This window comes from Brevundimonas sp. (assembly GCF_044336875.1).
GTDB lineage: Bacteria > Pseudomonadota > Alphaproteobacteria > Caulobacterales > Caulobacteraceae > Brevundimonas.
The window spans coordinates 69,167-94,860 of sequence record NZ_JBIIOP010000002.1 but is presented as its reverse complement, the minus strand read 5'-3'; the positions used below and the strand labels follow the sequence as shown (position 1 = coordinate 94,860).

Below are 25,694 nucleotides of genomic sequence, written 5' to 3'. Positions count from 1 at the left end.
TCTCCGCCATATCGGCGCTGCAGTCGGAACCGACTACCTTGCCGGAAATCGTCGTGGAGGCTCAGCGCCTGGACCCCTTGTTGACCGTCACCGTCTCGGGAGACGTCACACAACAAGCCATCATTCGGAGCGATCCGGTCGGCGTGCGATGCGGCGTAAGCCGCTACCAATATGACGCCTACGCAGCGCCTCGGCTATGCTGGGTGCGGACGCCGGCGCACACCAGTGTTCATCTCCGCTCTGAAAATGGAGGAACGCCAAGCTCTCGAGTACAGTGGCAGGGATGCACGCCTAGCGACGATGGCGCAGAATGCGTGCTGGAGATGCCGATGACCGGCGCGCATGTGGAGGCGACCTTCCTTGCTCAATGAGGGCGGTCAGGCGGCGAAGCGGCCTCCACGTTCGGCGTAGGCCTGACTGCCCCGCGTGAACACCTTGTCGGAAGGCAGGACGGCGTCGATAGCGATGTCGTCCTGTCCCTTCAGGGCCTCATAGACCGGACCAAAGTCCTTCAGCGTCTCGACCTTCAGGGCTTCGATGCCGTCGATGACGAAATAGACCTGCTGGAAATCGTCGATCCGGTACAGAGTCCGCATCACCCGCTCCAGCTCGAAGCCCAGCCGGTTCGGCGACGGATCTTCCAGCGCAAAGACGCTCTCGGTCGCCGAGGAGACGATGCCGGCGCCATAGATGCGCAGGCCGTCCGTATCCTGCATCAGGCCGAACTCGACCGTGTACCAGTACAGCCGCGCCAGGTTCTGCAGCATCCCCAGCGACGCCGCCCGCTGCCCGCCCTTGCCGTAGGCCTCCATATAGGCGGCGAAATCCGGGTCCGTCAGCATCGGCACATGGCCGAAGACGTCATGGAAGATGTCCGGCTCCTGCAGATAATCCAGCTGATCGGGCTTGCGGATGAACTGACCCGAGACGAAGCGGCGGTTGGCCAGATGGTCGAAGAAGACCTCGTCCGGCACCAGACCGGGCACGCAGACCACGGTCCAGCCGGTCAGGGCCTGGAGCTTGGGATTGATGACCTCGAAATCGGGAATGCCGCCGGCGTTCAGATCCAACGCGTCCAGCCCGCGCAGAAAGGCGTCACAGGCGCGCCCCGGCAGGATCTTCATCTGACGGGCGTAGAGCGTGTCCCACGTCTGGTGCTCGACCTCGGTATAGGCGGCCCAGTTCTGGGGAATGGTCCAGTCGGCGGCCGCGCCCTCGGGCGGCTGTTCGAACACGTGCTCGAAATCGGACATGGGGGCGTTTCCTCTTTTCGCCCATTCTAGCGTGGGGGACGCGCGGCTTCCAAGGCGTCAGTGCAGCCGTTCGTCCAGCGGCGCGTGATGGCCATCGGCGTCGACGGTGAACCAGCGGCGGGCGTCATCGTCCAGAAGTTCGGACTGGCCGTCCTCCAGCACCATTTCCGCCGCATAGGCGACGAAGCCGCCGTCCTCGCCCAGGGCGAAGACGCGATAGAAGGGCTGATCCGCCGCCACGCCGCCGGTCTCGACGGCTGGGCCGTCATAGGCGGCGTCGACGTCCATCACCACGCCGCGGAAGGCGTCGTCGCGGTGTCGGACGATCTGGCCGATGGCGAAACGGGCTGTGTGAACCTGGGTCATGATCACTGATACGACGCCGCGCCTGACACGGACGCCCACAGGCCCGTTCATCTTCCTGACAGAATGGCTTGGCGCGGACGATCTTCGCGGGCTAGGCTGATCGGGACGGGCGCCGCTTCGGACCGCCCACATCGGAATGACGACCCATGCCGGAGACCCACGGCGCGCCGCGACGGCGCGACGAGCGGTCCCAGCCTTCCCGGGAACGGGATGCGTCGGGTCGGGATGCGCAACTGTATGGCGCGCTCGATCTGGGGACCAATAACTGCAGGCTGCTGATCGCGCGGCCGTCGCGCGACGGCTTCCGGGTGGTCGACAGCTTCAGCCGCATCGTGCGGCTGGGCGAAGGCCTGACCCGCACGGGACGGCTGGATCCCCGCGCCATGGACCGGGCCTATGACGCCCTGGCCCTGTGCGCCGAACGGATCGTCAGGAAGGGCGTCGAGACCGCCCGGCTCAGCGCCGTCGCCACCCAGGCCTGCCGCGCCGCCGAGAACGGCGCCGAATTCATCGAACGGGTGCGCAAGGGCACCGGCCTGCGGCTGCGGATCATCGATCCGGCCGAGGAGGCGCGGCTGGCGGTCGAGGGCTGCCTGAACCTGATCGACCCCAGCGCGGAAGGCGTGGTGATCATCGACGTCGGCGGCGGCTCCACCGAACTGTCCTGGCTGAAGCGCGAGGGCTCCGACTGGAAGACCACCGGCTGGATGTCGGCGGCCCTGGGCGTGGTCACCCTGGCGGAACGCCACCCCGAGCCCGAGGGCGCCGGCGAGGTCTGGTACGAGGCCATGGTCGCCGACATGGGCGCGGCTCTGGCGGGCGGCGGGATCGAGGATCCGCAGATGCTGGATCTGCTGCGGCGGGACCGGGCGCATCTGATCGGCACCTCGGGCGCGATCACCAGCCTGGCGGGCATTCACCTGAACCTGCCCCGCTACAACCGCGACCGGGTCGACGGCTTGTGGATGACTCGCGGCGACTGCGACGCGGCGGCTGAACGGCTCAAGGCCCTCGGGCCGGAGGGGCGGGCGAAGGAGGCCTGTATCGGTCCCGACCGGGCTGATCTGGTCCTGGCGGGCGCGGCGATCCTGGAAGCCATCCAGCGCGCCTGGCCCTCGGAGCGGGTCCGGGTCGCGGATCGAGGCCTGCGCGAGGGCCTGCTGCTGCAGCGCATGCGGGAGGACAGGAAGCCGCCCCGGCGCCGCAGACGGCGGCGTGGGCGCGGGCGCGGTCCGGCCGCCGCCTGATATCAGGCGGCCGGGTTGACCCGCACCGGCACGTCGATGTCGCAGACGGAAAAGTCCGCCCCCTTGGCCTGACGCGCCTGTTCGACCAGGGCGTGGAAGGTGGGCGAGGCGGTGTTCAGCATCTGCACCGCAGGGCGTTCCGCGACAGACAGGTCCGAGGCCAGCCGGACGCGGGTCATGCGATCAGGGTCAGCGACGATGCCGCCGGGATCCGTGCTGAACTTCAGAGCGCGCACGACTTCCAGACCGACGACCACGCGCCCCCAGACGGTGTAGCGCTTGTCCAGGGCCGGATAGGCCTGACGCATCAGGAAGAACTGGCTGTTGGCGGTGTCATTGCCCTCGTCCCGCGCCATGCCGGCCACACCGGGGCAGTAGAGGCCCCAGCCGTGAACCTTGTGATCGGCGGTGCCGGCCATCAGGGCGTCCGGCTGGGTCTGGACGGGGACGGAGTTGACGAAGCCGACCGGGCCGCCGGTCGGATTGGCTACGGCGCTGAACACCATGTCCGGTCCGCGCCTGAAGGTGAACTCGCCCTTCAGATCGGGATACCAGCTCTGGCCGTCGCCGGTGCCCAGGGGATCGCCGGTCTGGGCCATGAACCAGTCGATGACCCGATGCCAGGCCAGATTGTCGTAGAAGCCGCGCCCGGCCAGCAGCTTGATCCGCTCGACGTGGGCGGGCGCGATCTCGGGGGCCAGTTCGACCAGGATGCGCCCCTTGGTCGTATCGATGACCAACAGATTATCGGGGGCGACGGCGCGCCATTCCGCGGGTCCGGCGGGCGGCGGCGGGGTCGACGCCTCTTGCGCCAGGGCCGCGCTCCCGATCAGGGCGGCCAGGGCCCCGGCGATCGTCGCCTTGCGAATGGTCATGCCCACATCCCCCTGTTGGCCTTGAAGTGCGATCAGCCGCCGACGATCTCGGCGACCGGCTGAACATCGCAGATGCTGAAGCTTCCGCCGCGCGCGGTGCGGGTTGCGGCGATCCGCTCGGCGAAGGCGGCGCTGCCGGCGTTCATCACCCGCACGGTCGGGCGTTCGCCCTCGGGCAGGGCCGAGGCCATGCGGACGTGGGTCATGACGTCGGGATTGGCGACCTTGCCGTCCTCGGCGTCCGAACCCTTGTTCAGCTTGCCCACGACGTCCAGGCCCGAGACCACGCGGCCGAAGGCGGTATAGACGCCGTTCAGCTGGTCGCGGTCGCCCATCATCAGGAAGAACTGGCTGTTGGCGCTGTCGGGGGCGCCGGCGCGGGCCATGCCCAGGACGCCGGGGCAGAACAGGCCGTGGGCCTCGACCTTGAAGTCGGCGGTGATCATCATCTGGGCGTCCGGCTGGGTCTGAACCGGCAGACTGCCGACCAGGCCGCGCACGCCCTCGCCCGCGTTGGGCACGGCGACGAAGCCGGCGTCACGGCCACGGCGGAAGCTGAACTCGGCCTTCAGATCCGGCAGGTCGCTGCCGCCCTCGCCCGTGCCCAGGGGATCGCCGGTCTGGGCCATGAAGTCGGGAATGACGCGGTGGAATTTGAGGCCGTCATAGAAGCCCTGGTTGGCGAGGGTGCGGATACGCTCGGCGTGGTTCGGCGCAGCGACCGGGCTAACCTCGACCAGGATCCGCCCCTTGGGGGTGTCGATCACCAGCAGGTTCTCGGGCGCGATGGTGCGCCAGTCGGACGTCGCCGCAGCGCCCCCCCCTGCGACCTGGGCCACGGCCGGAACCTGAGCGGCGCCGGTCGCCAGAAGGACGGCGAGGCCCGCCGCGATGATCCCTTTACGCATAAGTCTTACCCTAACCGTTCTTGACCTTGTCCCGCACGCGCGCAGCGATCGCGGGGCTGACGAAACTGTCGATCGCGCCGTCCAGACGGGCGATTTCCTTGACCAGCCGCGAAGCGATGGCCTGGTGCCGCGGATCGGCCATCAGGAATACCGTCTCGATGTCCTGATTGAGGCGCTGGTTCATGGCCGTCATCTGGAACTCGTATTCGAAGTCGGCGACCGCGCGCAAACCCCGGACGATGACATTGGCGTCCAGTTCCTCGGCGAAATGCATCAGCAGGTTCGAAAAGGGCTGGACCACGATGTCTCCGCCCAGGCCCGCGACCTCGGCCTTCAGCATCTCGACGCGCTCGTCGGTGCTGAACAGCGGCCCCTTGTCGTCGTTGCGCGCCACACCGATGACCAGCCGGTCCACCAGTTTCAGGGCCCGTTTGATGATGTCGGTGTGCCCGTTGGTCACCGGGTCGAAGGTGCCCGGATAAAGTCCAATGCGCATGGCGTGTCTCCCCAGCCTGTCGCCTGCTGTTTGGCGTGACTTAGCAGGTGCGAAATCAGCGGCCTAGCCGGCTGACGGCTTCGTCATCGTCTAAACCGCGACAGGTTGAGGCGGCTGGGACGACCAGGCGCGTTCCAGCCTGGCCAGGATCGCCGGATCGGTCGCGAAGGCGACTTCGCCTATGGCCGTGATCGGACAGACCGGGGTGGCGGCGTTGCACAGGAAGGCGCCGTCCAGGGTCGCAATCTCGTCCAGACGCACCGGCCGAATTTCCGACGAAAACCCTGCCTGATCCAGTCCCCGCTGGATCAGACTCTGGGTCACGCCCGCCAGCATCAGGGCCTGGGGCCAGACGATGCGGCCGCCCTGAACGAAGCCGATATTCCAGGTCGCCCCTTCGGAGATGCAGCCCGGATCGTCGACGAACAGGACGTCGTCGAACCCGGCGGCCCGTGCGGCCCGGCGCGCCCGGGTCTGGCCGAAGGTGGCGACGTGTTTCAGATGCGGCGCCTCGCGGACATGAGGCACGGTCGTCACCCGCATACTGATCGCCAGAGGCGGCGGCGGAGGCGAGACCACCGTCATCACCCTGGGCCGGCCCACGAAGGACGGATTGCGATGGCCGATCTCGGGCGAGAACAGGCTGACCCGCAGCCAGCAGGCGTCGCGGTCATCGACCGCCAGGATCATGAGGCGGCGCAGTTCGGCCTCGCCGGGGCTCTCCCCGAACAGTTCGACGCCCGCCTGCTCCAGCCGAGCCAGATGCAGGTCCAGGCCGCGCACGCCCCCCTGCTCCACGCGGAAGGAAGTATAGGCGCCGTAATTGACCAGGGCCTGATGCGCCAGGTCGTCGGTCGTGGCGGGGCGGCCGTCGATCAGAATTTCAGACGCCATGACCGCTCCCGAAACACGTTCCTTCTCCCATTGGGAGAAGGTGGCCCGAAGGGCCGGATGAGGGTCGGACGGTGGGCCAGTTCGCACACCTTGCCCCTCACCCTTTCGCGCAAGGACGACGGCTTCGCCGCCGTGCGCTCAAGCCCTCTCCCGGCGGGAGAGGGTCTTGCTCTTAGGCCTCGCCGCCCTCTTCACCCGCGCTGTCGGCGTCGTCGCCGCCGCTTTCAGGCAGGCGTTCGACCGAGACGACCTTCTCGTCCTTGCCGGTGCGGAAGATGGTCACGCCCTGGCTGGAGCGGCCGACGATACGGACCTGGTCGATACGGGTGCGGATCATCTGGCCGCCCGAAGTCACAAGCAGCAGGTCGTCCGTCTCCTCGACCGGGAAGGCCGCCGCCAGACGCGTGCCCGCGCGACCGCCCAGACCGTGGGCCGTCAGACCCTGACCGCCGCGACCGGTGCGACGATACTCATAGGCCGAGGACCGCTTGCCGAAGCCGGTCTCGGTGACCGTCAGGATGAACTGTTCGGCGGCGCCCAGTTCGGCGATCCGCTCGACCGTCAAAGCCGCGTCGGCGACCTCGTCTTCAGCCTCGGCCGGAGCCGCGACATCCTCCTCCGCGTCCGCGCCGGCCAGGGCCTTGCGCATGGCGTTGGCGTGTTTGACGTAGGCGGCGCGTTCTTCCGGCGAGGCGTCGACACGCCCCAGGATGGCCATGGAGATGACCTCGTCCCCGTCCTGCAGTCGCACGCCCCGGACGCCGGTCGAATCCCGACCCTTGAAGACACGCACGTCGTCGGCCTTGAAGCGGATCGCGCGGCCCAGAGCCGTGGTCAGCAGCACGTCGTCGTCCGCCGTGCACAGGCCGACGCCGACCATCCGGTCCTCGCCTTCCAGCTTCATGGCGATCTTGCCGGCGCGGTTCACCGTGGCGAAGTCCGACAGCTTGTTGCGCCGCACGTCGCCGGTCGAGGTGGCGAACATGATGTCGTAATCGCCCCAGGTCGCCTCGTCCTCGGGCAGGGGCAGGACGTTCATGATGCTGTCGCCCGGCTCGATGGGCAGCAGATTGACGAAGGCCTTGCCGCGCGACTGGGGATTGCCCAGCGGCAGGCGCCAGGTCTTCAGCTTGTAGGCCTTGCCGTTGGTGGCGAAGAACAGGACCGGCGTGTGGGTCGAGGCGCTGAACACGCCGGTGATGGCGTCCTCGTCCTTCATCGACATGCCGCTGCGACCCTTGCCGCCGCGGTGCTGGGTCCGATAGGCGTTCAGGGCCACGCGTTTGACATAGCCGCCGTGGGTGACGGTGACGACCATGTCCTCACGCGGGATCAGGTCCTCGTCCTCCATCTCGCCGTCGCCTTCCCCGATCAGGGTGCGACGCGGCACGGCGAACTTGGCCTTCACGTCGATCAGGTCGTCGCGAATGATGGCCAGGACGTTCTTGCGGTCCGACAGGATGGTCAGGTGGCCCTGGATGGTGTCGGCCAGGCCGTGCGCCTCGCCGAAGATGTCGTCGCGGCCCAGGCCGGTCAGACGCGACAGGGTCAGGGCCAGGATGGCGCGCGCCTGTTCGTCGGTCAGGCGGATCTTGTCGCCCTCGACGATGACGGTGCGCGGATCGGCGATCAGCTCGACCAGGGCCATCATGTCGCCGACGGGCCAGGCCTTGGCCTGCAGCCGTTCGCGCGCCTCGGTCGGATCGGCCGAGGAGCGGATGATGTGGATCACCTCGTCGATATTGGCGACGGCGACGGCCAGACCGACCAGGACGTGGCCCCGGTCGCGGGCCTTGTTCAGCTCGAACTTGACGCGGCGGACGACGACTTCCTCGCGGAAGTCGAGGAAGATCTGCAGCAGGTCGCGCAGACCCATCTGTTCGGGACGGCCGTGGTTCAGCGCCAGCATGTTGACGCCGAACGAGCTCTGCATGGCGGTGTAGCGCCACAGCTGGTTCAGGATCACGTCGCCCGAGGCGTCGCGCTTCAACTCGATGACGATCCGCATCCCCTGACGGTCGGACTCGTCGCGGACGTCGGAAATGCCTTCCAGACGCTTCTCGCGCACCATTTCGGCGATCCGTTCGATCAGGGTCTGTTTGTTGACCTGGAACGGCAGTTCGGTGACGACGATGGCCTCGCGATCCTTGCGGATCTCCTCGACCGAGGCGCGGCCGCGCACGATGACCGAGCCGCGACCGTCGCGCAGCGCATTGCGCGGCGCCGTGCGGCCCATGATCTCGCCGCCGGTCGGGAAGTCGGGACCGGGCACGATGTCCAGCAGGGCGTCGTCCGAGACGGTGGGGTCGTCCAGCAGGGCCAGGGCCGCGTCCACGACCTCGCCCAGATTATGCGGCGGAATGTTCGTCGCCATGCCGACGGCGATGCCGCCCGCGCCATTGACCAGCAGGTTCGGGATCCGGCTCGGCAGGACGACCGGCTCCAGTTCCTTCTCGTCGTAGTTGGGCTGGAAATCGACCGTGTCCTTGTCGATGTCGGCCATCAGGGCGACGGCGGCCGGAGCCATCTTGGCCTCGGTGTAACGCATCGAGGCGGGCATATCGCCGTCGACCGAACCGAAGTTCCCCTGACCGTCGACCAGCATCAGCCCCATCGAGAAGGGCTGCGCCATCCGCACCAGGGCCATATAGACCGAGGCGTCGCCGTGGGGGTGGAACCGGCCCAGCACGTCGCCGACCACACGGGCGCATTTCGAATAGCTGCGCTCCGGCGTCATGTTCAGGTCGTGCATCGAATACAGGATGCGACGGTGAACCGGCTTCAGCCCGTCACGGGCGTCCGGCAGGGCGCGACTGACGATCACGCTCATGGCGTAGTCGAGGTACGAACGCTTCAGTTCGTCCTCGATCGTGATCGTGGAAATGTCGGAGCCGCCGCCTCCACCGTTGATCGGAGTTGCGGCGTTTTCGTAGCTGTCGTCGGTCAAGGAAGCGTGGCTTTATGCGGCCGGAATCGGAACGTGATCCGCTGTGACGATTTCTAGCATTCTAGGGCCTCGGAGGCAAAGCGACGCCGCCGTGAAAGCCCGTCTCTGAAAGGACTTTCCATATGCGCGCCAACCGCCTCGCCGCCGCCCTCGTTCTCGCCTCGCCCCTGGCCCTGATGGGAGCCTGCGCCTCGACCTCAGACGAGGCCGCCGCACAGGCCGATCGGGCCCCGATCGGCGCGACGGGCCAGGCGGTTCTGATCAACGGCGAAGGCGCCAATATCGGCCGCGTGGATCTCCGTCAGGGCCCGACCGGCCTGGTCATCAAGGTCGAGGCTTCGGGTCTGACGCCGGGCTGGCACGGCATCCACATTCATGCGACCGGCGCCTGCGCCGCGCCCTTCACCACCTCGGGCGCCCATATCAATCACGGCGAGCCCAAGGCGCCGCACGGCCTGCTGAACGCCGGCGGCCCGGACGACGGCGACCTGCCGAACATCTACGCCGGGGCCGACGGCAAGGTGAACGCCGAACTCTTCACCACCCGCGCCCGCATCTCGTCGGAAGGCCCCGGCCAGTGGCTGTGGGACGCGGACGGTTCGGCCATCATCATCCACGCCAATCCCGACGATCATTCGACCCAGCCCATCGGCGGCGCGGGCGATCGGGTAGCCTGCGCCGCGCTCAGCGCCAGCTGACGCCTCCCCTCCTCTGAAAATTCGGCCCGCTGGACTTCGGTTCAGCGGGCTTCTTTCTGCGCCAGAAGTTGCTGGATCAGATCGGTCTGTTCCTGTTGGCGCGCGGTCAGGGTCTCGACCTTTTCCAGCAGGGCCATGATCTCGATCTCGGCCTTCAGATTGACCTGGTAGTCGTTGCCCGCGTCCAGCCGGTCCTTCGCCGCCTGGCGGTTCTGGCTCATCATGATGATCGGCGCCTGGGCCGCGGCGACCATCGACAGCATCAGGTTCAGGAAGATGAAGGGATAGGGATCGAACGCGTCCCGCCCCAGAACCAGGTTCAACACCGTCCAGACCGCCAGGAAGGCCCCGAAGGCGATCAGGAAGGTCCAGGATCCGCCGAAGGTGGCCACCCGATCCGCTAGCCGGTCGCCGAATGTCTGTTTGTCATCGAAGGTTTCGTTGATGTCTTCAGAGATCGGGCGGCGCTCGGCCGCGCTGCGCACCACGCTGGCCTCGTTTTCGGGCAGGTCATGCGACGCCTTGCCCAGCCAGCGGCGGGAGACGTGGTCGGCGTCGAGCGGGGCGTGGTTCATGACGGTCTCCTGAAGGACTCAGGAGACAGATCAAGCCTTGGCGGCCCCCGCGCGCAAGCCCCGTTCGGCCAGGGCGACCAGAGCCACCCCGCCCATGGCGATGGCCGAGCCGGTCAGGATCTGGGGCGTCAGCAGATCCCCCATGAAACCCCAACCGATCAGCATAGACACCACCGGCGTGATCAGCAGATAGGGCGTCACCCGCCCGGCTTCGCGCCGCTGCACCAGCCAGAACAGCAGGGTGGTCGCCAGCACCGACGAGACGATCCCCGCCCAGATCAGCGAGGCCCAGACCATGGGGGTCGCGGCCGTCACCGCCGCCCACTGGCCGTGCTCGAGCACGGCGGACCCGAAGGCCATGACCGGGAAGGCGCCCAGGGCCAGCAGCCCCTGCATCTTCAGCGGCGGGATGGAGGTGGTGCGTCGCGCCACAACCGTCGTCACACCCCAGGCCGCCCCGGCGGCGATGGCGACCAGAATGGCCTTCCAGTCCTGCAGGGCGTGGGCGTCCAGCGTCATCCAGGCTACGCCGACGAAGGCCACCCCCATGCCGACCAGGGCCGCCTTGCTCAGACGCTCGCCCAGGATCAGGAAGGCGAACAGGGTCGTGAAGGGAATCCACAGCTGGTTCGCGACGGTGACGGGGCTGACGTCGGTCGCCAGCCAGTAGGCGGTATAGGCCAGGCCGTACTGGATAGGCCCGCCGACCATGACGATCAGCAGCAGGCTCTTCCAGTCGGGGAATGGCGGCCGCACGAAGGCCAGCAGGCAGGCGGTGGCGATGCCGAAACGGATGGCCCCGACCAGCAGCGGCGGCAAGGCCTCGGTCGCCAGCTTGGCCCCGGCGTTGTTGACGCCCCAGACCAGGATGATGGCCACGATGGCGGCGATCTCCAGCCCGGTCAGGGCATGGGGTCGTTCAGCCGGCTTTTCGGTCGCTGGGGCGTTGGTCATGACCGCCTATGACACGACGCCGCCCGCGCGTCGGCTCATTTTCGATGACCCAAGGTTTCGGCTCAGAACTCCGGCTTGGCGACCATCAACCAGTAGATGGCCAGAACGCCGGCGAAGGCCGGCCAGCCCAGGCCGAACCACCAACGGAACAGGCGGTGATAGGCGGCCGGGAGAGCCGCTCCCGCATCCGCCACCTGTTCGGCCAGCGTCATCATCCGGTACTGGATCCACACCACCGGCAGCCAGCAGACGCCGATCAGCACATAGAGGACATAGGCGGCCAGCAACCATGGACTGGTCAGAGACCAGCCCTGCAGGTGGATCAGGCCCAGACCGCTGATCGGCTGGACCACCACGGCGCTGGCGGTGAAGACAAAATCGGCCATGACGACGATCCGGCCGACCTCGGCCACTGTTCGCGCATCCTTGGTCGCATGGGCCCTGAGCATGAAGAAGGCGATCCCCGCCCCCGTGCCGAACAGCACGGCGCCGGACAGGATATGGATGATCTTCAGCAGAAAATAGACGCTCATCGGCGGGCGTCCGTTCCGGCCACGAACAGGCACAGGGCCATCATCGGCAGCACCTTCAGCCATGGTCCCAGGGGGTCGATCCAGTACTGGGGCAGGCTGAGCGTACCCGCGATCAGATAGCCGACGGTCGACAGACACATGAGCAGGGCCACCCGCGCCGTCCACGGCCTTACAAACAGCAGCAGGCCCAGCACCACGTCCAGCAACGCGCCCCAACCGGCTATCGGCCCTGCCCAGCGGCCATAGCCGCCCTCATGCAATATGGCGACGGCGCCGTTCCATCCGGGGCCGAAGCTGATCAGGCCGGTCGCCAGCCAGAACAGGCCCAAAGTCAGTATGGCGATCGGACGCACGAACCACAGCCGCGCATGCCAGACATCCTGCACGGAAGCGGGAGTCTCGGCCAGGAAGCGCGAGAAGCCGCGCGGCGCGACATCGAGCTTTTCCGCCCAGCCGCCGTCATGGCCCGAAGCGTCGTAACCCATCTGCCGCATCGCCGTGGTGCGGATCGGCGACGACCAGCCCAACCGCCCCAGCAGATCTCCCAGCGCCAGAACCGGCGCAGCCGCCCCTCGCGGCACGCGCACCACCGGCGCGGGGGCCAGCCCCATCCAGCCGCGATACAGGGTCGCCGTCTGCGCCATGGTCACCGCCTCCGGCCCGGGCATGTCCAGGATCAGGCGGGACGGAGCGCCAGGCTTCAGCGCCGCGACGATGGCGTCGGTCAGGTCGCCCATGGGAATGGGCCGAAACATCTGGTCGCCGCCGACCACGGGAATGAACAGAGGAAAGGCCGCAAGCGCCCGGATCAGTCCCGTTCCGCCGAAGGCCGCCCGATCCACCACCAGCGACGGCCGCAGGATCAGCCAGTCCAGCCTGCTGGCGCCGAGCAGTCGCTCGGTCTCGATCTTCGTGCGGGCATAGTCCGTGCCGGCCGCCTCGTCCGCGCCGGCGGCCGAGATATGGACCAGCCGGGCGACGCCCGCCGCCTCGCAGGCCGCGATCAGGGCGCGGGGGCCGTCGACATGGGCGGCGCGGGTGCTGTCGCCGCCGCCGTCCTGCAGCACGCCGACGCAGTTCACCACGGCCGATACGTCCGCCAGCAGCGGCGCCCAGGCCTGGACCGTCGTGAGCCGGGAAAAATCAGCGGCGACCCAGTCGAACAGGGGCGCGCGCCGCGCCGGATCGGCGATGCGGCGCGCGCCGGCCCGCACGTTCCAGCCGTCAGCCGACAGGGCCGCCGCCACATGGGCGCCGATGAAGCCGTTGGCGCCCAGCACCAGCACCCGTCCGCTCATCCCAGCCCCCTGTCGCTCATGTCCACATCGGTCGACGGCATGGCGCACCATGTCGCGCCGGGGATGCGACGACGCCGTCGCGCCACGAAATCATAGAGGGAGTCGCGAACACATCGCGGCGCGATCCGTCCGACCGCAACCCATCCATAGGGGGCGGGCATCAGGGCGGCGATGGCCAGGACGGCGTCCGAACGCCGGCGCGCCACACCGTCCCGGATCAGCAGCATGGTCGAGGGATCGTCCGGCGCTACGCCATAGTGGGCCAGAAGCGCCTGCCCCAGCACCGATTGAGTCGGCGCCAGCCGAAACACCCCGGCCCGGTCATGCTTCAGAATGCTGCGCGCCGAGCCGGAACAGAGCGCGCAGTCGCCGTCGAACAGGACCAGGGGCCGGTCGTCCGGAAACACCGGGACGGCGGGGTCGTCACGATAGCTGTAGGCCCCCCGCCCCATGGCCCGTTCAGACCGGCCGGCCTTAGAAAGGGATGTCGTCGTTCAGGTCGTAGCTTTCCTTGGGGCCGCTCGGCTTGTTGGCGCCGCCGGTGGAGAAGCCCGAGGAATAGTCGTCGTCGCCGCGACCGCCGCCGCCGCCATAACCGCCGCCCGACGATCCGCCTTCCGAACGGCCGCCCAGCATGGTCAGTTCACCCTTGAAGCGGCTGACCACGATCTCGGTCGAATATTTCTCGACGCCCTGCTGGTCGGTCCATTTGCGGGTCTGGAGCGCGCCCTCGATATAGACGGTCGAGCCCTTCTTCACATAGTTCTCGACCACCTTGACGATGTTGTCGTTGAAGATGACGACCCGGTGCCACTCGGTCTTTTCCTTGCGCTCGCCCGAGGACTTGTCGCGCCAGGTTTCCGAGGTCGCGATCGACAGGTTGGCGATACGGTCGCCGTTCGGCATGGACCGGATTTCCGGATCGCGGCCCAGATTGCCGACCAGAATGACCTTGTTGACGCTGCCAGCCATGAAAACTTCCTTCTCTCGAGGGACGGCGATTCCTTCGACCGTCCCGTAATTCAGTCGGATGTCTTAGGGCCGCTGTGGTTCACCACCAGCCGCTTTCGACATCAGACCCGCCAAACCGGTGGATTAACGAAATGTTCCACCTTTGTTCACTTCACGCAAGTCCCTTGAGAGGACTCTGCTTCGCCTTGGCCTATTTGGCTTCCGGCGGCGCCGCGATGGCGATGGGACGTCCGGTCTCGTCGCGCTGGATGGCGCCCGGGATGGCCAGCCGGCCGTCGCCGGTCCGGGCCATGGCGAAGAAGCGACTGCCCGTCAGGCTCTTGCCGATCTTCACGCCCTCGCGGTCGACGAAGATGAATCGCCCCTGATAGGCGCCGGTCACCTCCTGGTTCGAGCCGCCCATGCGCAGGAAGCGCAGACGCATTTCCTCCAGCTGGGCGGCGCACAGTTCGATCTGGGCGACATTTTCGCCCATCTGCTGCAGGCGCGGCGGCTCGCCTTCCGGCGTGGCGACGAAATAGCAGACGCCCGGCGCGAAATCGAACTTGGGCTGGTTGCTGCACGCGCCCAGCAGGACAGCGCCGGCGATGACGGAGAAGGCGAGCGTACGCATCAGTTCATACCCGGGAATTGGCAGTTGCGGTCCTGTTCCGCCAAGGTGCGGAAGCGGCTGTTGTCGCCCGACTGCTCCACCCGGCGCGGCACCAGGCGCAGGGTCATGTCACCCCAGCGGCCGTACTGGGCGTCACCCGGGCGCACGCAGGTTCCAGCGTACAGGGCCTGGACGCAGGCGTTCAGGCTCATGCCGTTGGACAGTACGCGCCAGTCGGAACCGGTATGACGCAGGCACTGGTTTCCACCGGCGGCGGGCGCGGGCGCGGGGGTGCTGGGCGTCGCCGGATTGGGCTCCAGGCGCGGGCCGGCGTCGGCCTCGGCCATATCGACCGGCGGCAGTTCCGGCGGCGGGGCGAAGGCGGCGGTCGGGGCGGCGGCCAGGGCGCCCGTTTCGTCGATGCCGACATCCAGGGCGTCGGTCGCTAGGCCGTTGCGCTGGGCGCAATCCGCCAGGGTGGCCATGCCGACGAACTGACCGTCGACGAAACAGCGCAACTCGCGCGTCGGCTCCAGCGACGGAGCGTCGGCGACATCGACCGTCAGCCCGCCCTTTGCCGCGGGCGGCGCCTCGGGCGCCTTGTCGCCGCCGCCGGTGAAGATCAAGGCCAGCACCACGGCGGCGATGATGACCAGACCGGCGCCGACGGCGATGATGACGCGATTGTCTTTCGGGAGGGCCATTTGGGACTTTCGCAACTGAGGCGCCCAATAACCCGGAACGGGCCTCAGGCGTCAACCGCGAAGCGATGTCGACGGAGTCAGGCCATCAGTCGACTGAGGGCGGCCTGGTAGTTGGCGAGCTGCGTCTGCTGATAGGCGGTCGACGAGCCGTTGCCGGTCTGGGTGTTGGTGATCGTCCCCGTCGAGGGCGCCAGCGCCTTATAGGCCGAACGCACGGCCGTCATGGCCTGGGCCAGGGCTTCGTTCGCCGCCTTGATCCCGGCGGCGTCGTTCAGGTTCAATGCGTTCGACAGGTTCAGGCCGAAGGTCTTGGGTGCGTTCTTGTCCGGTGTCGTCGGCCCTACGAATCCCGGCGTGAGTCCCAGACCGGCCAGGGCGTCCTTGCCCACCGCGCCGGAGGAGATGATCGCCCCCTCCTTGTTCGCCGCCGTGGTGATCTGCAGTCGCTGCACGACCGGCGTCGCCTTCAGGTCGGTGATCACCTTGGCCTCAAGCTGACGGCCGGAGGCGGTGACGATCTTCTTGGCCAGGGTTTCCAGCGTATCCTTGGCGTCGATGGTCACCGTGACGGCGCGGCCGCCGTTGGCGGGCGAAATGGAGAACTGGTCACCGACCCGCGCCGAGGTGGCGACGGTCAGCAGCTTGGAATCCGCCTGCATGATCTCGCCCTGCGGCAAGCCCAAGCGATCCAGCACGCTGGCGGCGCCCGCGCCTATGCTCAGGCTGGTCGGCTTGGCCTGGTCATCGTCGGCGCGCCAGGTCGTGTTCGATTCCACCGCGCCCGTCGCCAGATCGAGGCGCGCCAGATATCCCGAGGTCGGGCTGTCCTTGACCGCGCCCTCGGCGCGGTTGGTGCCGGTGATCCAGACCTTGCCGTCCTTGATCTCGACATCGGCGGCGGTGTCGTCGCCCGCTCCGCCGAAATAGGTCAGCCGGTCACCGGAAGACGCCTGCAGATCGGCCGACAGAGTGGCGACGAAGACGTCGCTTCCGCCCGCATGGGCGTTGGTCGCCGTGCCGATGTCCAGGGACGGATTGGTGGTCTGGCCGGTCAGGACCACCTGACCGTTCTCGACGGAAATCCCCGCGATCTCGCCGTTAGCGTAACCCAGATCCCGCGTAGCGGCCAGGGTCGGCACGCCAGCGGCGTCCAGGGTGAAGCGGCGCACGACCGCCTTACCGTTCTCCACGCCCGCCGTGTAGAGATCCGAGCCGGACACCGTCATGGCCTGGACCGAGTCGTCGCCGTAGGTGCCGAACTGCTGGGTCGAGACGTTCACCCCCGTCACCGGCCCGGTCACGGTCGTCTGCTGTTCCCGGAAGCCCTGCAGATACGAGTCCCAGCCGCCCAGAGCCGCCGCGCCCGGCATGGCCGATTTCGACCGTCCGGCGACATAGACCATGCCGTCGGCGCCGAAGCTGACCTCGGTCGCCTCGTCGGCGGCCTTGGCGCCGCGACGCTGGGTCCACAACTCCTTGCCGGTGCTGTCGAACACCGAAACGAAACTGTCGGCGGTCGCAGCGCTGTCGCCGCTCTTGCCCGGCTCGAGCGCGCCCGTGACCGAACCCGCCAGCGCCACACGGCCGTCGTCGTCGATGGCGATGGAGAAACCGTTGGCGCTGGAGGCGGCGCCCAGCAGCTTGGTCTGCATCAGGTTGCCGGCGGAATCATATTTCATCAGGGCGACGTCGCGCGTCCCCTTGATCGGCTGGTTGGCGTCCCCCGCGGTCAGATCGGCCACGACCCACAAAGATCCATCGGGCGCGACCGCGCTGGCCCTGACGGCGGCGACGCCGTCCGGCAGATCGGTCTGCCCCACCCTGCCCTCGACCCAGAAGGGATCATCCACGCCCTGCTGCGCCGCAGGGGCCGCGCCGCCGTCCGCCTGGAACTTCAGCAGTTGACCCGCGCCGGCCTTGCCCGCGCCCTGGGTCACATAGACGGCGTCAGAGGTGTCGACGGCCTGGAAACTGATGGTCTCGCCTGCGCCGCCGTTCACCTTCAGCGCCCATTGGTCGGGGCCCGCCGGCAGGGTGATGGTCTTGTCGCCCGCCTTGATGGTCTTGGGCTCGGCCGGGATCAGCTGGTTGTTCATTCGAACCGCGACCCCGGCGGACTCCAGCTTGCCGTTCATATAGGCTACGACGTTCATCAGCGATCGATCGGTCGATCCCATCTCGGCCAGATCCATGTCGATGGTCTTGGTCCCCGTGTCCGTCTTGACGGTCATGGCGAACTTCACGTCACCCTCGAAGGCCTTGACCGTGGCGGCGGGATCGCCGTCGTGGATCGGGGCGGTGACGAAGGTGGTCGGCGCGCGCTCCAGCGCATAGCCGGTCTTGACCGTGGTCTGGGCTACGCCCTGAACCAGGCGCGCGTCTTCGAAGCCCGCAGTCTTCAGATAGGACGACATCTCGGTCAGCCCCTCGGAGAACCGCTTGGCCAATTGCGCCGACTCGGCGGCGGTCAACCCCTTGGCGCCGGCGCGATCCGCCAGAGCGCTGAGGCTGTTGAGGCCCTGATAGAGCGCGAACATCTTGCGGTAGTCGCCCGACGCGCCGGCCAAATCTAGGCTGACGGCGCTTTCGTCAATGATGCGGCGCCCGGCCAGGGCGGCCCGCACCATTTCGTTGGGCTTGGGCAGGGTGGCGCTGACGGAAGCGACCCAGGGCGCTGTCGGCTGGGTCTTGCGGACGGCTGCGGGCGTGTTGGAGCCGATCAGCGACGTGGTGTCCGTCGTGATCCCGTATAGACCCAGCAGATAGCTGTTGTTGATCATGACACGGCTCCGCCCTCAGCGTAGCGTCATGCTCGATAACGAACCCTTAAACGCCCGGGTTAGTTCTGGAACAACGACAGGATGACCTGCGGCGCCTGGTTGGCGATCGACAGGGCCTGGGTACCCAGCTGCTGCTGAACCTGCAGAGCCTGCAGGCGCGCGCTTTCCTTGGCCAGGTCGGCGTCCACCAGATTGCCGATACCCGATTCCAACGCATCCGTCAGCTTGCCCACATAGGTGGTGTGACGTTCGATCTGCTTGGCCTGAGCGCCCAGTTCAGCGAGACGCGCGCTGCTGGTGGCCAGTGCAGCGTCGATGCGCGTCAGGGCGTCAGCGGCCTTGGCCTGGGTCAACAGGTCGGGGGCCGCAACGGCCGGCGTCGCGGTGGCGTCCGCCGTCAGGCCCAGGCCGGTCAGGGTCAGGTTCTGGCGGTTCAGCGTGATCGTCTCGCCGCCGTCGGCGCTGGCCAGGAAGCTGAGCGCGGTCGGCGAGGAACCGTCAAGGATATTGGACCCGTCGAAGATGGCGTTGTCGGCGAAGGACTGGATCGACTTCAGCAGCGACTGGAACTCGTCGTTGTACGAGGTGCGCATGGCCAGGGTGGCGCTCTGATCCGCCGCAGCCGTCGCCTTGGTCTTCAGTTCGACCAGAAGATCCGAAATCTGCTCGCCCGCCGCCAGAGACACGTCCGCGATCGAGGTCGCGCGGTTCAGGCTGGTGGTCACCGCCCCCAGCGAGCCCATGTCGGCGCGCTGCCCCTGGGCCACCGCCCAGACAGCGGCGTTGTCCTTGGCGCCCTGGACCTTCAGGCCCGTGCTCACGCGCCCCTGCGTCAACGCCAACTGATCAGTTGTGCGATTGAGGTTCTGCAGGGCGATCATCGCCGAGGTGTTGGTGTGGATGCTGCTGGTCATGGCTTCAAGCCCCGGACTTCTGTTCCCTGCATGGTTAACCATGAGTCGTAATCACATGGTTAACGCGCCGGAAACCACGTTTGCGCCGTCCGGCGAGCCGGCGGCGTTAACCAGTTCAGAATCGACCGGCCGTCAGACGACGGTGTCGATCAACTTCCCTCCGCGATAGGTCGGGTCGCTCGTCAGCTTGGCGACATCCTCTCGCGGCAACTGCCGGATAACCTCGCCCGTCACACGGTCCAGGACCTTGTAGACGAAACGATTTGCGCCGATGGCCTCGATGGAGAGGCGATAGCGGCCGGTATCCATATTGTCGTTTCTCGCCGCCGGCCCTGCGGGCGGGGCGACGGGCGGAACGACCTGGTTTGGGACGGGCTGAGGTACGCTTACTATCCTCGCAACATTGTCTGTCATGGCTCCCTGCGCGAAAGGATCCGCGCTCCTCTAGATGCGAAAAGCGATCGACCGGGACGACGCGAGGCCGCCCCGGTCGGGCGCCTTAGCGGAACAGGCCGAGCAGAACCGAGCTCGACGAGTTGGCGATCGACAGCGCCTGGACACCGAGCTGTTGCTTGGTCTGCAGGGCGGTCAGCTTGGCGCTTTCCTTGGCCAGGTCGGCGTCCACCAGATTGCCCACGCCGGCTTCAAGTGCGTCCTGAAGCTTGTTGACGAAGGTGATCTGACGGCCCAGCGACTTGGACTGGGTGCCCAGGGTCGACAGGGCGCCCGTGACCGTGGAGATGGCGCTGTCCACCGCAGTGGTGGTGGCGCCGGCGCGCACGACGGAGCCGCCGGTCAGACCGGTGACAGTCGCACCGCCCAGGGGCGTGGTCAGGCTGTTGACGCCGTCGAACGAGGCGCCCGAGATCGCCGTGGCGATTTCAGCGCCCAGGGCGTTGAACTCGGCCAGATAGGAGGTCTCGGCCGACGAACCTGCGGTCGCCGACTGGATCGAGACAGCCAGGGACTTCATCTCTTCCAGAGCGGTCGTGATGGTGTCGCCGGCGGCCAGGGCCACGTCGGTGATCGATTGCGTGCGTTGCAGGCCGGCGCGAACGGCGTCCTGCGAGGCGGCGTTGGCCCGTTGCGACGTGGCGATCGCGAAGATCGCCCCGCTGTCCTTGGCCGAGGAGACCTTCATGCCGGTGTTGATGCGGTTTTGCGTCCGCTCCAGCTCCGAGTTGGTCTTGTTCAGGTTCTGCAGCGCGATGGCCGCGCCGTAGTTGGTGTTGATGCTAGCCATTTTGGCCTTCCTTCTTCACTTCGTGATGGCCGCCGGCGTTTTGCCGACGGGAGCGTTTTGCTCGGGGTGTGTCACCTGCGGCCCGGCCGCCTAAACGACCGGGCCTTCAGGGCCTTAACGGAACAGGCCGAGCAGAACCGAGCTCGACGAGTTGGCGATCGACAGCGCCTGGACACCCAGCTGTTGCTTGGTCTGCAGGGCGGTCAGCTTGGCGCTTTCCTTGGCCAGGTCGGCGTCCACCAGATTGCCCACGCCGGCTTCAAGAGCGTCCTGAAGCTTGTTGGCGAAGGTGATGCTGCGTCCCAGCGACTTCGACTTGGTGCCGAAGTCGGACAGGATGGCGGTGAAGGCCGTGATCGCGCCGTCAACGGTGGCGGCAAGACCGGCCGCGTCGCCGGCCGCAGCCGTCGTCGTGGTCGCCACAGCCGTATCCGCAGCGGTGATGGCCTTCAGCGTGTAGGTGGTCGAAGGACCGGTCTGCACGGTGACGGCCGCAGTGTTCGCCTTGAACAGGTTGACCCCGTCGAAGCTCGCGCCGCCGAGCGCGTTGGCGATTTCAGTGCCAAGCGCGTTGTATTCCGCCAGATACGAGGTCTGGGCGGCGCCCGTCGAAGAGGCGATGCTGACGGCCAGGGACTTTTGCTCTTCCAGGGCCGACGTGATGGTGTCGCCGGCGGCCAGGGCCACATCGACGATCGACTGACCGCGTTGCAGCGAGCCGCGAACGGCGTCCTGCGAGGCGGCGTTGGCCCGTTGCGACGTGGCGATCGCGAAGATCGCCCCGCTGTCCTTGGCCGTCGAGACCTTCATGCCGGTGTTGATGCGGTTTTGGGTCCGCTCCAGCTCCGAGTTGGTCTTGTTCAGGTTCTGCAGCGCGATGGCCGCGCCGTAGTTGGTGTTGATGCTAGCCATTTTGGCCTTCCTTCTTCACTTCGTGATGGCCGCCGCCGTTTTGGCGACGGGAGCGTTTTGCTCGGGATGCGACGTCGGCCGAGGCCGCCGCCTGGGTTCAAGACCTTGGGCGAGGACCGCCGAAGCGGCCCCTGCCCTCCGGGCCTTAGCGGAAGAGGCTCAGCAGAATGGAGCTGCCTTGGTTGGCGATCGACAGCGCCTGGACACCGAGCTGTTGCTTGGTCTGCAGGGCGGTCAGCTTGGCGCTTTCCTTGGCCAGATCCGCATCCACCAGATTGCCCACGCCGGCTTCCAGGGAATCCTGGAGCTTGTTGACGAAGGTGATGCTGCGACCGATCGACTTGGACTGGGTGCCCAGGGTCGACAGGGCGCCGGTCACGGCCGTGATGACCAGATCGACGTTGGCGACGGTGTAGTCGGCGACCGCAGGCGTCGCCGCCGTGAACTTGGCCAGGTCCGTGTTTGCACTGAGCGCAGCGGTGGTGCCGATGGTCTTGGTGTCCGCGGCTCCGGTACCGGTCTGGACCTTGACCTCGGTGGCGCCCGTGGACGCCGTGGTCAGCAGGTTGACGCCGTCGAAGGTGGCGCCGTCCAGAGCCGACTTGATTTCCTTGCCGAGCGCCGTGAATTCGGACTCGTAGGAGGTCTTGGCGGCGCCGGTCGAGGACGCGATGCTGACAGCCAGGGACTTCATCTCTTCCAGGGCGGAAGTGATGGTGTCGCCGGCGGCCAGGGCCACGTCGACGATCGATTGACCGCGTTGCAGCGAGCCGCGAACCGCGTCTTGCGACGAGGCGTTGGCCCGTTGGGACGTGGCGATGGCGAAGATCGCCCCGCTGTCCTTGGCGGTCGAGACCTTCATGCCGGTGTTGATGCGGTTTTGCGTCCGCTCCAGCTCCGAATTGGTCTTGTTCAGGTTCTGCAGCGCGATAGCGGCGCCGTAGTTGGTGTTGATACTCGCCATTTCGGGCGTTCCTTATTCACTTCGTGATGGCCGTCGGCGTTTTGCCGACGTGAGCGTTTTGCTCGGGAATGAGCGACGATCAGGGACCGTCGCCCGTACTGAAGGACCATGGTCAGGCGCCGCCGAAGCGACGACCGACCTCCGGGCCCTAGCGGAAGAGGCTCAGCAGGATGGAGCTGCCCTGGTTGGCGATCGACAGCGCCTGGACACCGAGCTGTTGCTTGGTCTGCAGGGCGGTCAGCTTGGCGCTTTCCTTGGCCAGGTCGGCGTCCACCAGATTGCCCACGCCGGCTTCAAGAGCGTCCTGAAGCTTGTTGACGAAGGTGATCTGACGGCCCAGCGACTTGGACTCGGTGCCCAGGGTCGACAGGGCGGCGGTCACAGTGGAGATGGCGGTGTCGACCGCAGTCGTGGTGGCCGCAGTGCGCGCCTTGCCGCCGCCGGACACGGCCGTCACGCCGGCGACGCCCAGCGGCGTGGTCAGGCTGTTGACGCCGTCGAACGAGGCGCCCGAGATCGCGGCCGTGATTTCCAGACCCAGGGCGTTGTATTCGGCGAGGTAGGAGGTTTCGGCGCTGGATCCGACGACGGAGGACTGGATCGAGACGGCCAGGGACTTCATCTCTTCCAGGGCGGTCGTGATGGTGTCGCCGGCGGCCAGGGCCACGTCGGTGATCGACTGCGAGCGCTGCAGGTTGGCGCGCACGGCGTCCTGCGAAGCGGCGTTGGCCCGCTGGGACGTGGCGATGGCGAAGATCGCTCCACTGTCCTTGGCGGTGGCGACCTTCATGCCGGTGTTGATGCGGTTCTGGGTCCGCTCCAACTCGGAATTGGTCTTGTTCAGGTTCTGCAGCGCGATGGCCGCGCCGTAATTGGTGTTGATGCTAGCCATTTTGGCCGGTCCTTTTCACTTCGTGACGGCTGACGCCATTTTGGCGACAGGAGCTTTTTGCTCGGTGGGTAAGAAGCAATTGCCGGGCCAGTCAGCCCGAACAAAAATCAAGGCAACTATCTGATTTTATTGATTTACTATTGATTTACCCTCCTATCCGCCCGGCAAGAACTGCCGAGCAGCCTCGCTCACCCGGCAAGATTTGCCGGGCTCGCGTCAGATTGGACGGCGCCGAGAGCTGAGAGCGCGAACGAAAACGGGATCGACGCGCCTCCGGCGGGCGCCTTAGTTGCGGAACAGGCTCAGCAGGATGGAGCTGCTCTGGTTGGCGATCGACAGCGCCTGCACGCCCAGTTGCTGCTTGGTCTGCAGGGCGGTCAGCTTGGCGCTTTCCTTGGCCAGGTCGGCGTCCACCAGATTGCCGATGCCGGCCTCGGTTGCGTCCTGCAGCTTGTTGACGAAGGTCAGCTGGCGGCTGACCGACTTGGACTGGGTGCCCAGGGTCGACAGGGAGGCGGTCACCTCGGCGATGGCGGCGTCGACGGCGGCCGTGGTCGCACCGGTGGCGGTGATCGTCTGGCTGGTGATGGTGGTGATGTCGGTGTCGGCGGCCTTGCCGCCCGTGGCGGTGAAGCCGATGGCCGTGGTGCCGCCGCCGACGTCCTTGATCAGGTTGGTCGGGGTCGCGGTGGTCCACAGGTTGACGCCGTCGAAGCTGGCGCCGGCCAGCGAGGCGGTGATTTCGGCGCCCATGGCCTTGAATTCATCAAGATAGGAGGTTTGAGCAGCGCCGGTCGAGGACTGGATGGATACAGCCAGCGACTTCATTTCTTCCAGGGCGGCGGTGACCGTATCGCCGGCGGCCAGGGCCACGTCGACGATCGACTGGCCGCGCTGCAGCGAGTTCCGCACGGCGTCCATGGCGCCCATATTGGCGCGCTGAGTCGTGGCGATGGCGAAAATTGCGCCGCTGTCTTTGGCGGTCGCGACCTTCATGCCGGTGTTGACGCGATTTTGCGTGCGTTCCAGCTCGGCGTTGGTCTTGTTCAGGTTCTGCAGCGCAATTGCGGCGCCGTAATTCGTATTGATGCTGGCCATTTTGGCCTCCTGTTCACTTCGTGTGATGTCCGGCGCCATTTTAGCGCCAGGAGCATTTTGCTCGGTCACTCAGGAGCAAGGGCGGGGCCAGTTCAAAAACAAGATCTGCGCAGCGCGATCCACTGATTTCATTGAGGTTATTTCAGGCCCCTGCGAGACGACCCGGCAAGCTTCGACGCTGTGCGGCAAAAACTGCCGAGTCGTTTCTGCAGGGCGTCAGTGGCGGTCCTGCATCGCCCGCTCGGCCAGCAGCGTTTCCACCGCCAGCCGCCGCGCCCCGTCGCAGGCCAGGATCTGGGCGCCGCGCAGCACATAGGCGGCGTCCAGATCCCCCGCCGTGGGATCAGCCGGCAGGGTCGCCAGGGCGCAAGGCCGGGTCGCCGCCTGCGGAAGGGTCAGCCGGGCCGGCGCAACCGTCGAGGTCGGGGGCGAGGCGGCACAGCTCGCGATCATGGCCGCGCAGACCGTCGGCCCGGCGGCTTTCCAGAGGTATGTCGGCGTCATCGGCGTTCCTTGCCTGGGTGACGGTGGTCGCGGTGGCCTTCGCCGCCGCTGTCTGTTGCTGTTGAAAATCATCGAGACGGCGCAGTTGTTCGCTCGTCCCCGTCGCCTCGAGGCGACGAGCTCCGGCCTGGGCCAGAGCCGCCCCCTCCCCTTCCGCCGCCCTCGCCTCGGCCCGTTCCAGCCTGCGTTGCTGCAGGCCGAACGGATCCCAGCGAAACCCGAGCCCGCCCATCAGGGCGAGCGCCAGACCCAGGGCAGCCGCGATCACGGCAAGCCAGCCCCAGGGCGACAGGGTTTTCAGGACCGAGGCGGCCCTCATGGGAAGAACTTCCGGTCCAGTTCGAAATGCGGTCCGTCGCGCAGGTTCTTCCAGTCGCCGCCCCAGACGATGGGGGTCTTCAGGTCCAGCGCCGCCGCCTTGAAGGCTGCGGCGATCCGGCCGTACAGGGGCCAGTCCCAGCGCACCTGCCCATCGACCAGGGCGGCGACGTCGACCGCGTGTCCAGTCAGGTGCCGCGACTTCAGCGTCCGGCTGGCGCCGGCCTTGACGAGGGCGGCCTGACGGTCAGCCGTTCGCAATCCCTCGGTGATCATGAAGTCCACCGGAGTGCGGGCGATGGCCGCCTCAACCACGGCGACCAGAGCCGGATTCACCCCCTTCAGCCGCGCGCGCGACCGGGTCGAAAGCCGGAAACTCATGGCCGGCCTCCCGCCAAACGCAGCCGTGCATTGGCGATCAGGGCCACCAGTTGCTGGGCCGTGGGCGCGACCAGATAGAGGACCAGGATCAGGGCCAGCAGCCCCATCAGCCCGTCGGTCGTCTTGGGCAGCATCTCGGCCGGCATGCGCGCCACCGTCCGCATCAACAGCAGCCACAGACCCACGCTGACGGTAAAGACGTACAGCCTGCGCCACAGCCATCGCGCCTCCGCCAGGGGTTGCTGTTGCGGCTGGGGCTGCGTCGGCGCCGTCGGCCGCGTCGTTCGTCTCGTCATCGGTCTTCCTCCCTGTCCAAAATTTCGGCGTGGCGTCGGCCGCCCTGACCGGCGTGCCTGCGCCAGTCGGTCTCGTTCAG

General features: G+C 67.1%; 28 protein-coding genes. 2 read left to right on the top strand and 26 right to left on the bottom strand.

The genetic code is table 11. The features are described 5' to 3' along the window. Window positions 1–377 precede the first annotated feature (377 nt). Together phhA and hspQ are read right to left on the bottom strand one after the other, a co-directional pair. Window positions 378–1,253 carry a phenylalanine 4-monooxygenase gene (phhA, locus tag ACIQ1T_RS03830; RefSeq protein WP_395943205.1) on the bottom strand — a complete coding sequence of 292 codons (876 nt, stop codon included), beginning with the start codon at window positions 1,251–1,253 and terminating at the stop codon, window positions 378–380. Between the two features lie 57 nt (window positions 1,254–1,310). Next, window positions 1,311–1,619 carry a heat shock protein HspQ gene (gene hspQ, locus ACIQ1T_RS03825; protein WP_395943204.1) on the bottom strand — a complete coding sequence of 103 codons (309 nt, stop codon included), beginning with the start codon at window positions 1,617–1,619 and terminating at the stop codon, window positions 1,311–1,313. 146 nt (window positions 1,620–1,765) lie between these two features. Between hspQ and ACIQ1T_RS03820 the strand changes: the two genes are divergently transcribed. Beyond that, window positions 1,766–2,866, top strand: coding sequence for a Ppx/GppA phosphatase family protein (locus ACIQ1T_RS03820; protein ID WP_395943203.1), 1,101 nt, complete (start codon window positions 1,766–1,768; stop codon window positions 2,864–2,866). A gap of 2 nt (window positions 2,867–2,868) precedes the next feature. On the opposite strand, the gene ACIQ1T_RS03815 is transcribed toward ACIQ1T_RS03820, so the two are convergent. The 5 genes from ACIQ1T_RS03815 to gyrA all read right to left on the bottom strand — a co-directional run bounded on the left by ACIQ1T_RS03815 (window position 2,869) and on the right by gyrA (window position 8,986). Continuing rightward, on the bottom strand, window positions 2,869–3,741 hold the full coding sequence (locus tag ACIQ1T_RS03815; RefSeq protein ID WP_395943202.1) for a peptidylprolyl isomerase: 873 nt from the start codon (window positions 3,739–3,741) through the stop codon (window positions 2,869–2,871). Window positions 3,742–3,773: 32 nt separating this feature from the next. Beyond that, on the bottom strand, window positions 3,774–4,649 hold the full coding sequence (locus ACIQ1T_RS03810; RefSeq protein ID WP_395943201.1) for a peptidylprolyl isomerase: 876 nt from the start codon (window positions 4,647–4,649) through the stop codon (window positions 3,774–3,776). Window positions 4,650–4,659: 10 nt separating this feature from the next. Further along, the gene (coaD, locus tag ACIQ1T_RS03805; protein ID WP_395943200.1) at window positions 4,660–5,145 is read right to left on the bottom strand and encodes a pantetheine-phosphate adenylyltransferase; all 486 of its coding nucleotides are present in this window, start codon (window positions 5,143–5,145) and stop codon (window positions 4,660–4,662) included. 90 nt (window positions 5,146–5,235) lie between these two features. Then, window positions 5,236–6,039, bottom strand: a complete 804-nt coding sequence (locus ACIQ1T_RS03800; RefSeq protein WP_395943199.1) for an aminotransferase class IV — start codon at window positions 6,037–6,039, stop codon at window positions 5,236–5,238. 172 nt (window positions 6,040–6,211) lie between these two features. Continuing rightward, window positions 6,212–8,986 carry a DNA gyrase subunit A gene (gene gyrA, locus ACIQ1T_RS03795; RefSeq protein WP_395943198.1) on the bottom strand — a complete coding sequence of 925 codons (2,775 nt, stop codon included), beginning with the start codon at window positions 8,984–8,986 and terminating at the stop codon, window positions 6,212–6,214. A gap of 122 nt (window positions 8,987–9,108) precedes the next feature. Between gyrA and ACIQ1T_RS03790 the strand changes: the two genes are divergently transcribed. After that, window positions 9,109–9,684: a superoxide dismutase family protein gene (locus tag ACIQ1T_RS03790; RefSeq protein WP_395943197.1), complete on the top strand. Its 576-nt coding sequence runs from the start codon at window positions 9,109–9,111 to the stop codon at window positions 9,682–9,684. Window positions 9,685–9,725: 41 nt separating this feature from the next. Here the strand turns inward: ACIQ1T_RS03790 and ACIQ1T_RS03785 are convergent, their stop codons facing one another. From ACIQ1T_RS03785 to ACIQ1T_RS03695, 19 genes are all read right to left on the bottom strand, one after another. Beyond that, window positions 9,726–10,259: a DUF1003 domain-containing protein gene (locus ACIQ1T_RS03785; protein WP_395943196.1), complete on the bottom strand. Its 534-nt coding sequence runs from the start codon at window positions 10,257–10,259 to the stop codon at window positions 9,726–9,728. Between the two features lie 30 nt (window positions 10,260–10,289). Continuing rightward, entirely contained in the window at window positions 10,290–11,213 is a 924-nt protein-coding gene (locus ACIQ1T_RS03780) for a DMT family transporter (RefSeq protein ID WP_395943195.1), read from the bottom strand. Window positions 11,214–11,275: 62 nt separating this feature from the next. Then, window positions 11,276–11,746: a DUF2269 family protein gene (locus ACIQ1T_RS03775; protein WP_395943194.1), complete on the bottom strand. Its 471-nt coding sequence runs from the start codon at window positions 11,744–11,746 to the stop codon at window positions 11,276–11,278. Continuing rightward, entirely contained in the window at window positions 11,743–13,044 is a 1,302-nt protein-coding gene (locus tag ACIQ1T_RS03770) for an SDR family oxidoreductase (RefSeq protein WP_395943193.1), read from the bottom strand. Before ACIQ1T_RS03770 ends, ACIQ1T_RS03775 begins: the two co-directional genes overlap by 4 nt. Continuing rightward, on the bottom strand, window positions 13,041–13,496 hold the full coding sequence (locus ACIQ1T_RS03765) for a thiol-disulfide oxidoreductase DCC family protein (protein ID WP_395943192.1): 456 nt from the start codon (window positions 13,494–13,496) through the stop codon (window positions 13,041–13,043). The genes ACIQ1T_RS03770 and ACIQ1T_RS03765 overlap by 4 nt, the downstream gene beginning before the upstream one ends. 22 nt (window positions 13,497–13,518) lie before the next feature. After that, entirely contained in the window at window positions 13,519–14,016 is a 498-nt protein-coding gene (gene ssb, locus ACIQ1T_RS03760; protein WP_017504124.1) for a single-stranded DNA-binding protein, read from the bottom strand. Between the two features lie 190 nt (window positions 14,017–14,206). After that, window positions 14,207–14,629 (bottom strand): hypothetical protein, encoded by a 423-nt coding sequence (locus ACIQ1T_RS03755; protein ID WP_395943191.1) that lies wholly within the window; start codon window positions 14,627–14,629, stop codon window positions 14,207–14,209. Further along, window positions 14,629–15,312: a hypothetical protein gene (locus ACIQ1T_RS03750; RefSeq protein ID WP_395943190.1), complete on the bottom strand. Its 684-nt coding sequence runs from the start codon at window positions 15,310–15,312 to the stop codon at window positions 14,629–14,631. Before ACIQ1T_RS03750 ends, ACIQ1T_RS03755 begins: the two co-directional genes overlap by 1 nt. Window positions 15,313–15,389: 77 nt before the next feature. Then, complete coding sequence (locus tag ACIQ1T_RS03745; RefSeq protein ID WP_395943189.1) at window positions 15,390–18,092, bottom strand: transcriptional regulator; 2,703 nt, start codon at window positions 18,090–18,092, stop codon at window positions 15,390–15,392. 59 nt (window positions 18,093–18,151) lie between these two features. Next, on the bottom strand, window positions 18,152–19,006 hold the full coding sequence (locus ACIQ1T_RS03740; protein ID WP_395943188.1) for a flagellin: 855 nt from the start codon (window positions 19,004–19,006) through the stop codon (window positions 18,152–18,154). 132 nt (window positions 19,007–19,138) lie between these two features. After that, window positions 19,139–19,315 carry a flagellar protein FlaG gene (locus ACIQ1T_RS03735; RefSeq protein WP_395943187.1) on the bottom strand — a complete coding sequence of 59 codons (177 nt, stop codon included), beginning with the start codon at window positions 19,313–19,315 and terminating at the stop codon, window positions 19,139–19,141. 190 nt (window positions 19,316–19,505) lie between these two features. Next, complete coding sequence (locus tag ACIQ1T_RS03730; protein ID WP_395943186.1) at window positions 19,506–20,249, bottom strand: flagellin; 744 nt, start codon at window positions 20,247–20,249, stop codon at window positions 19,506–19,508. Between the two features lie 114 nt (window positions 20,250–20,363). After that, window positions 20,364–21,161 carry a flagellin gene (locus tag ACIQ1T_RS03725; RefSeq protein ID WP_395943185.1) on the bottom strand — a complete coding sequence of 266 codons (798 nt, stop codon included), beginning with the start codon at window positions 21,159–21,161 and terminating at the stop codon, window positions 20,364–20,366. 145 nt (window positions 21,162–21,306) lie between these two features. Continuing rightward, window positions 21,307–22,125: a flagellin gene (locus ACIQ1T_RS03720; protein ID WP_395943184.1), complete on the bottom strand. Its 819-nt coding sequence runs from the start codon at window positions 22,123–22,125 to the stop codon at window positions 21,307–21,309. A gap of 148 nt (window positions 22,126–22,273) precedes the next feature. Further along, window positions 22,274–23,017 (bottom strand): flagellin, encoded by a 744-nt coding sequence (locus ACIQ1T_RS03715; RefSeq protein WP_395943183.1) that lies wholly within the window; start codon window positions 23,015–23,017, stop codon window positions 22,274–22,276. A gap of 285 nt (window positions 23,018–23,302) precedes the next feature. After that, window positions 23,303–24,115: a flagellin gene (locus tag ACIQ1T_RS03710; RefSeq protein WP_395943182.1), complete on the bottom strand. Its 813-nt coding sequence runs from the start codon at window positions 24,113–24,115 to the stop codon at window positions 23,303–23,305. Between the two features lie 216 nt (window positions 24,116–24,331). Beyond that, window positions 24,332–24,619, bottom strand: coding sequence for a hypothetical protein (locus ACIQ1T_RS03705; protein ID WP_395943181.1), 288 nt, complete (start codon window positions 24,617–24,619; stop codon window positions 24,332–24,334). Window positions 24,620–24,934: 315 nt separating this feature from the next. Beyond that, window positions 24,935–25,318 (bottom strand): M15 family metallopeptidase, encoded by a 384-nt coding sequence (locus ACIQ1T_RS03700; protein WP_395943180.1) that lies wholly within the window; start codon window positions 25,316–25,318, stop codon window positions 24,935–24,937. Next, window positions 25,315–25,614, bottom strand: coding sequence for a hypothetical protein (locus ACIQ1T_RS03695; protein WP_395943179.1), 300 nt, complete (start codon window positions 25,612–25,614; stop codon window positions 25,315–25,317). The genes ACIQ1T_RS03700 and ACIQ1T_RS03695 overlap by 4 nt, the downstream gene beginning before the upstream one ends. Between the last annotated feature and the right edge of the window lie 80 nt (window positions 25,615–25,694).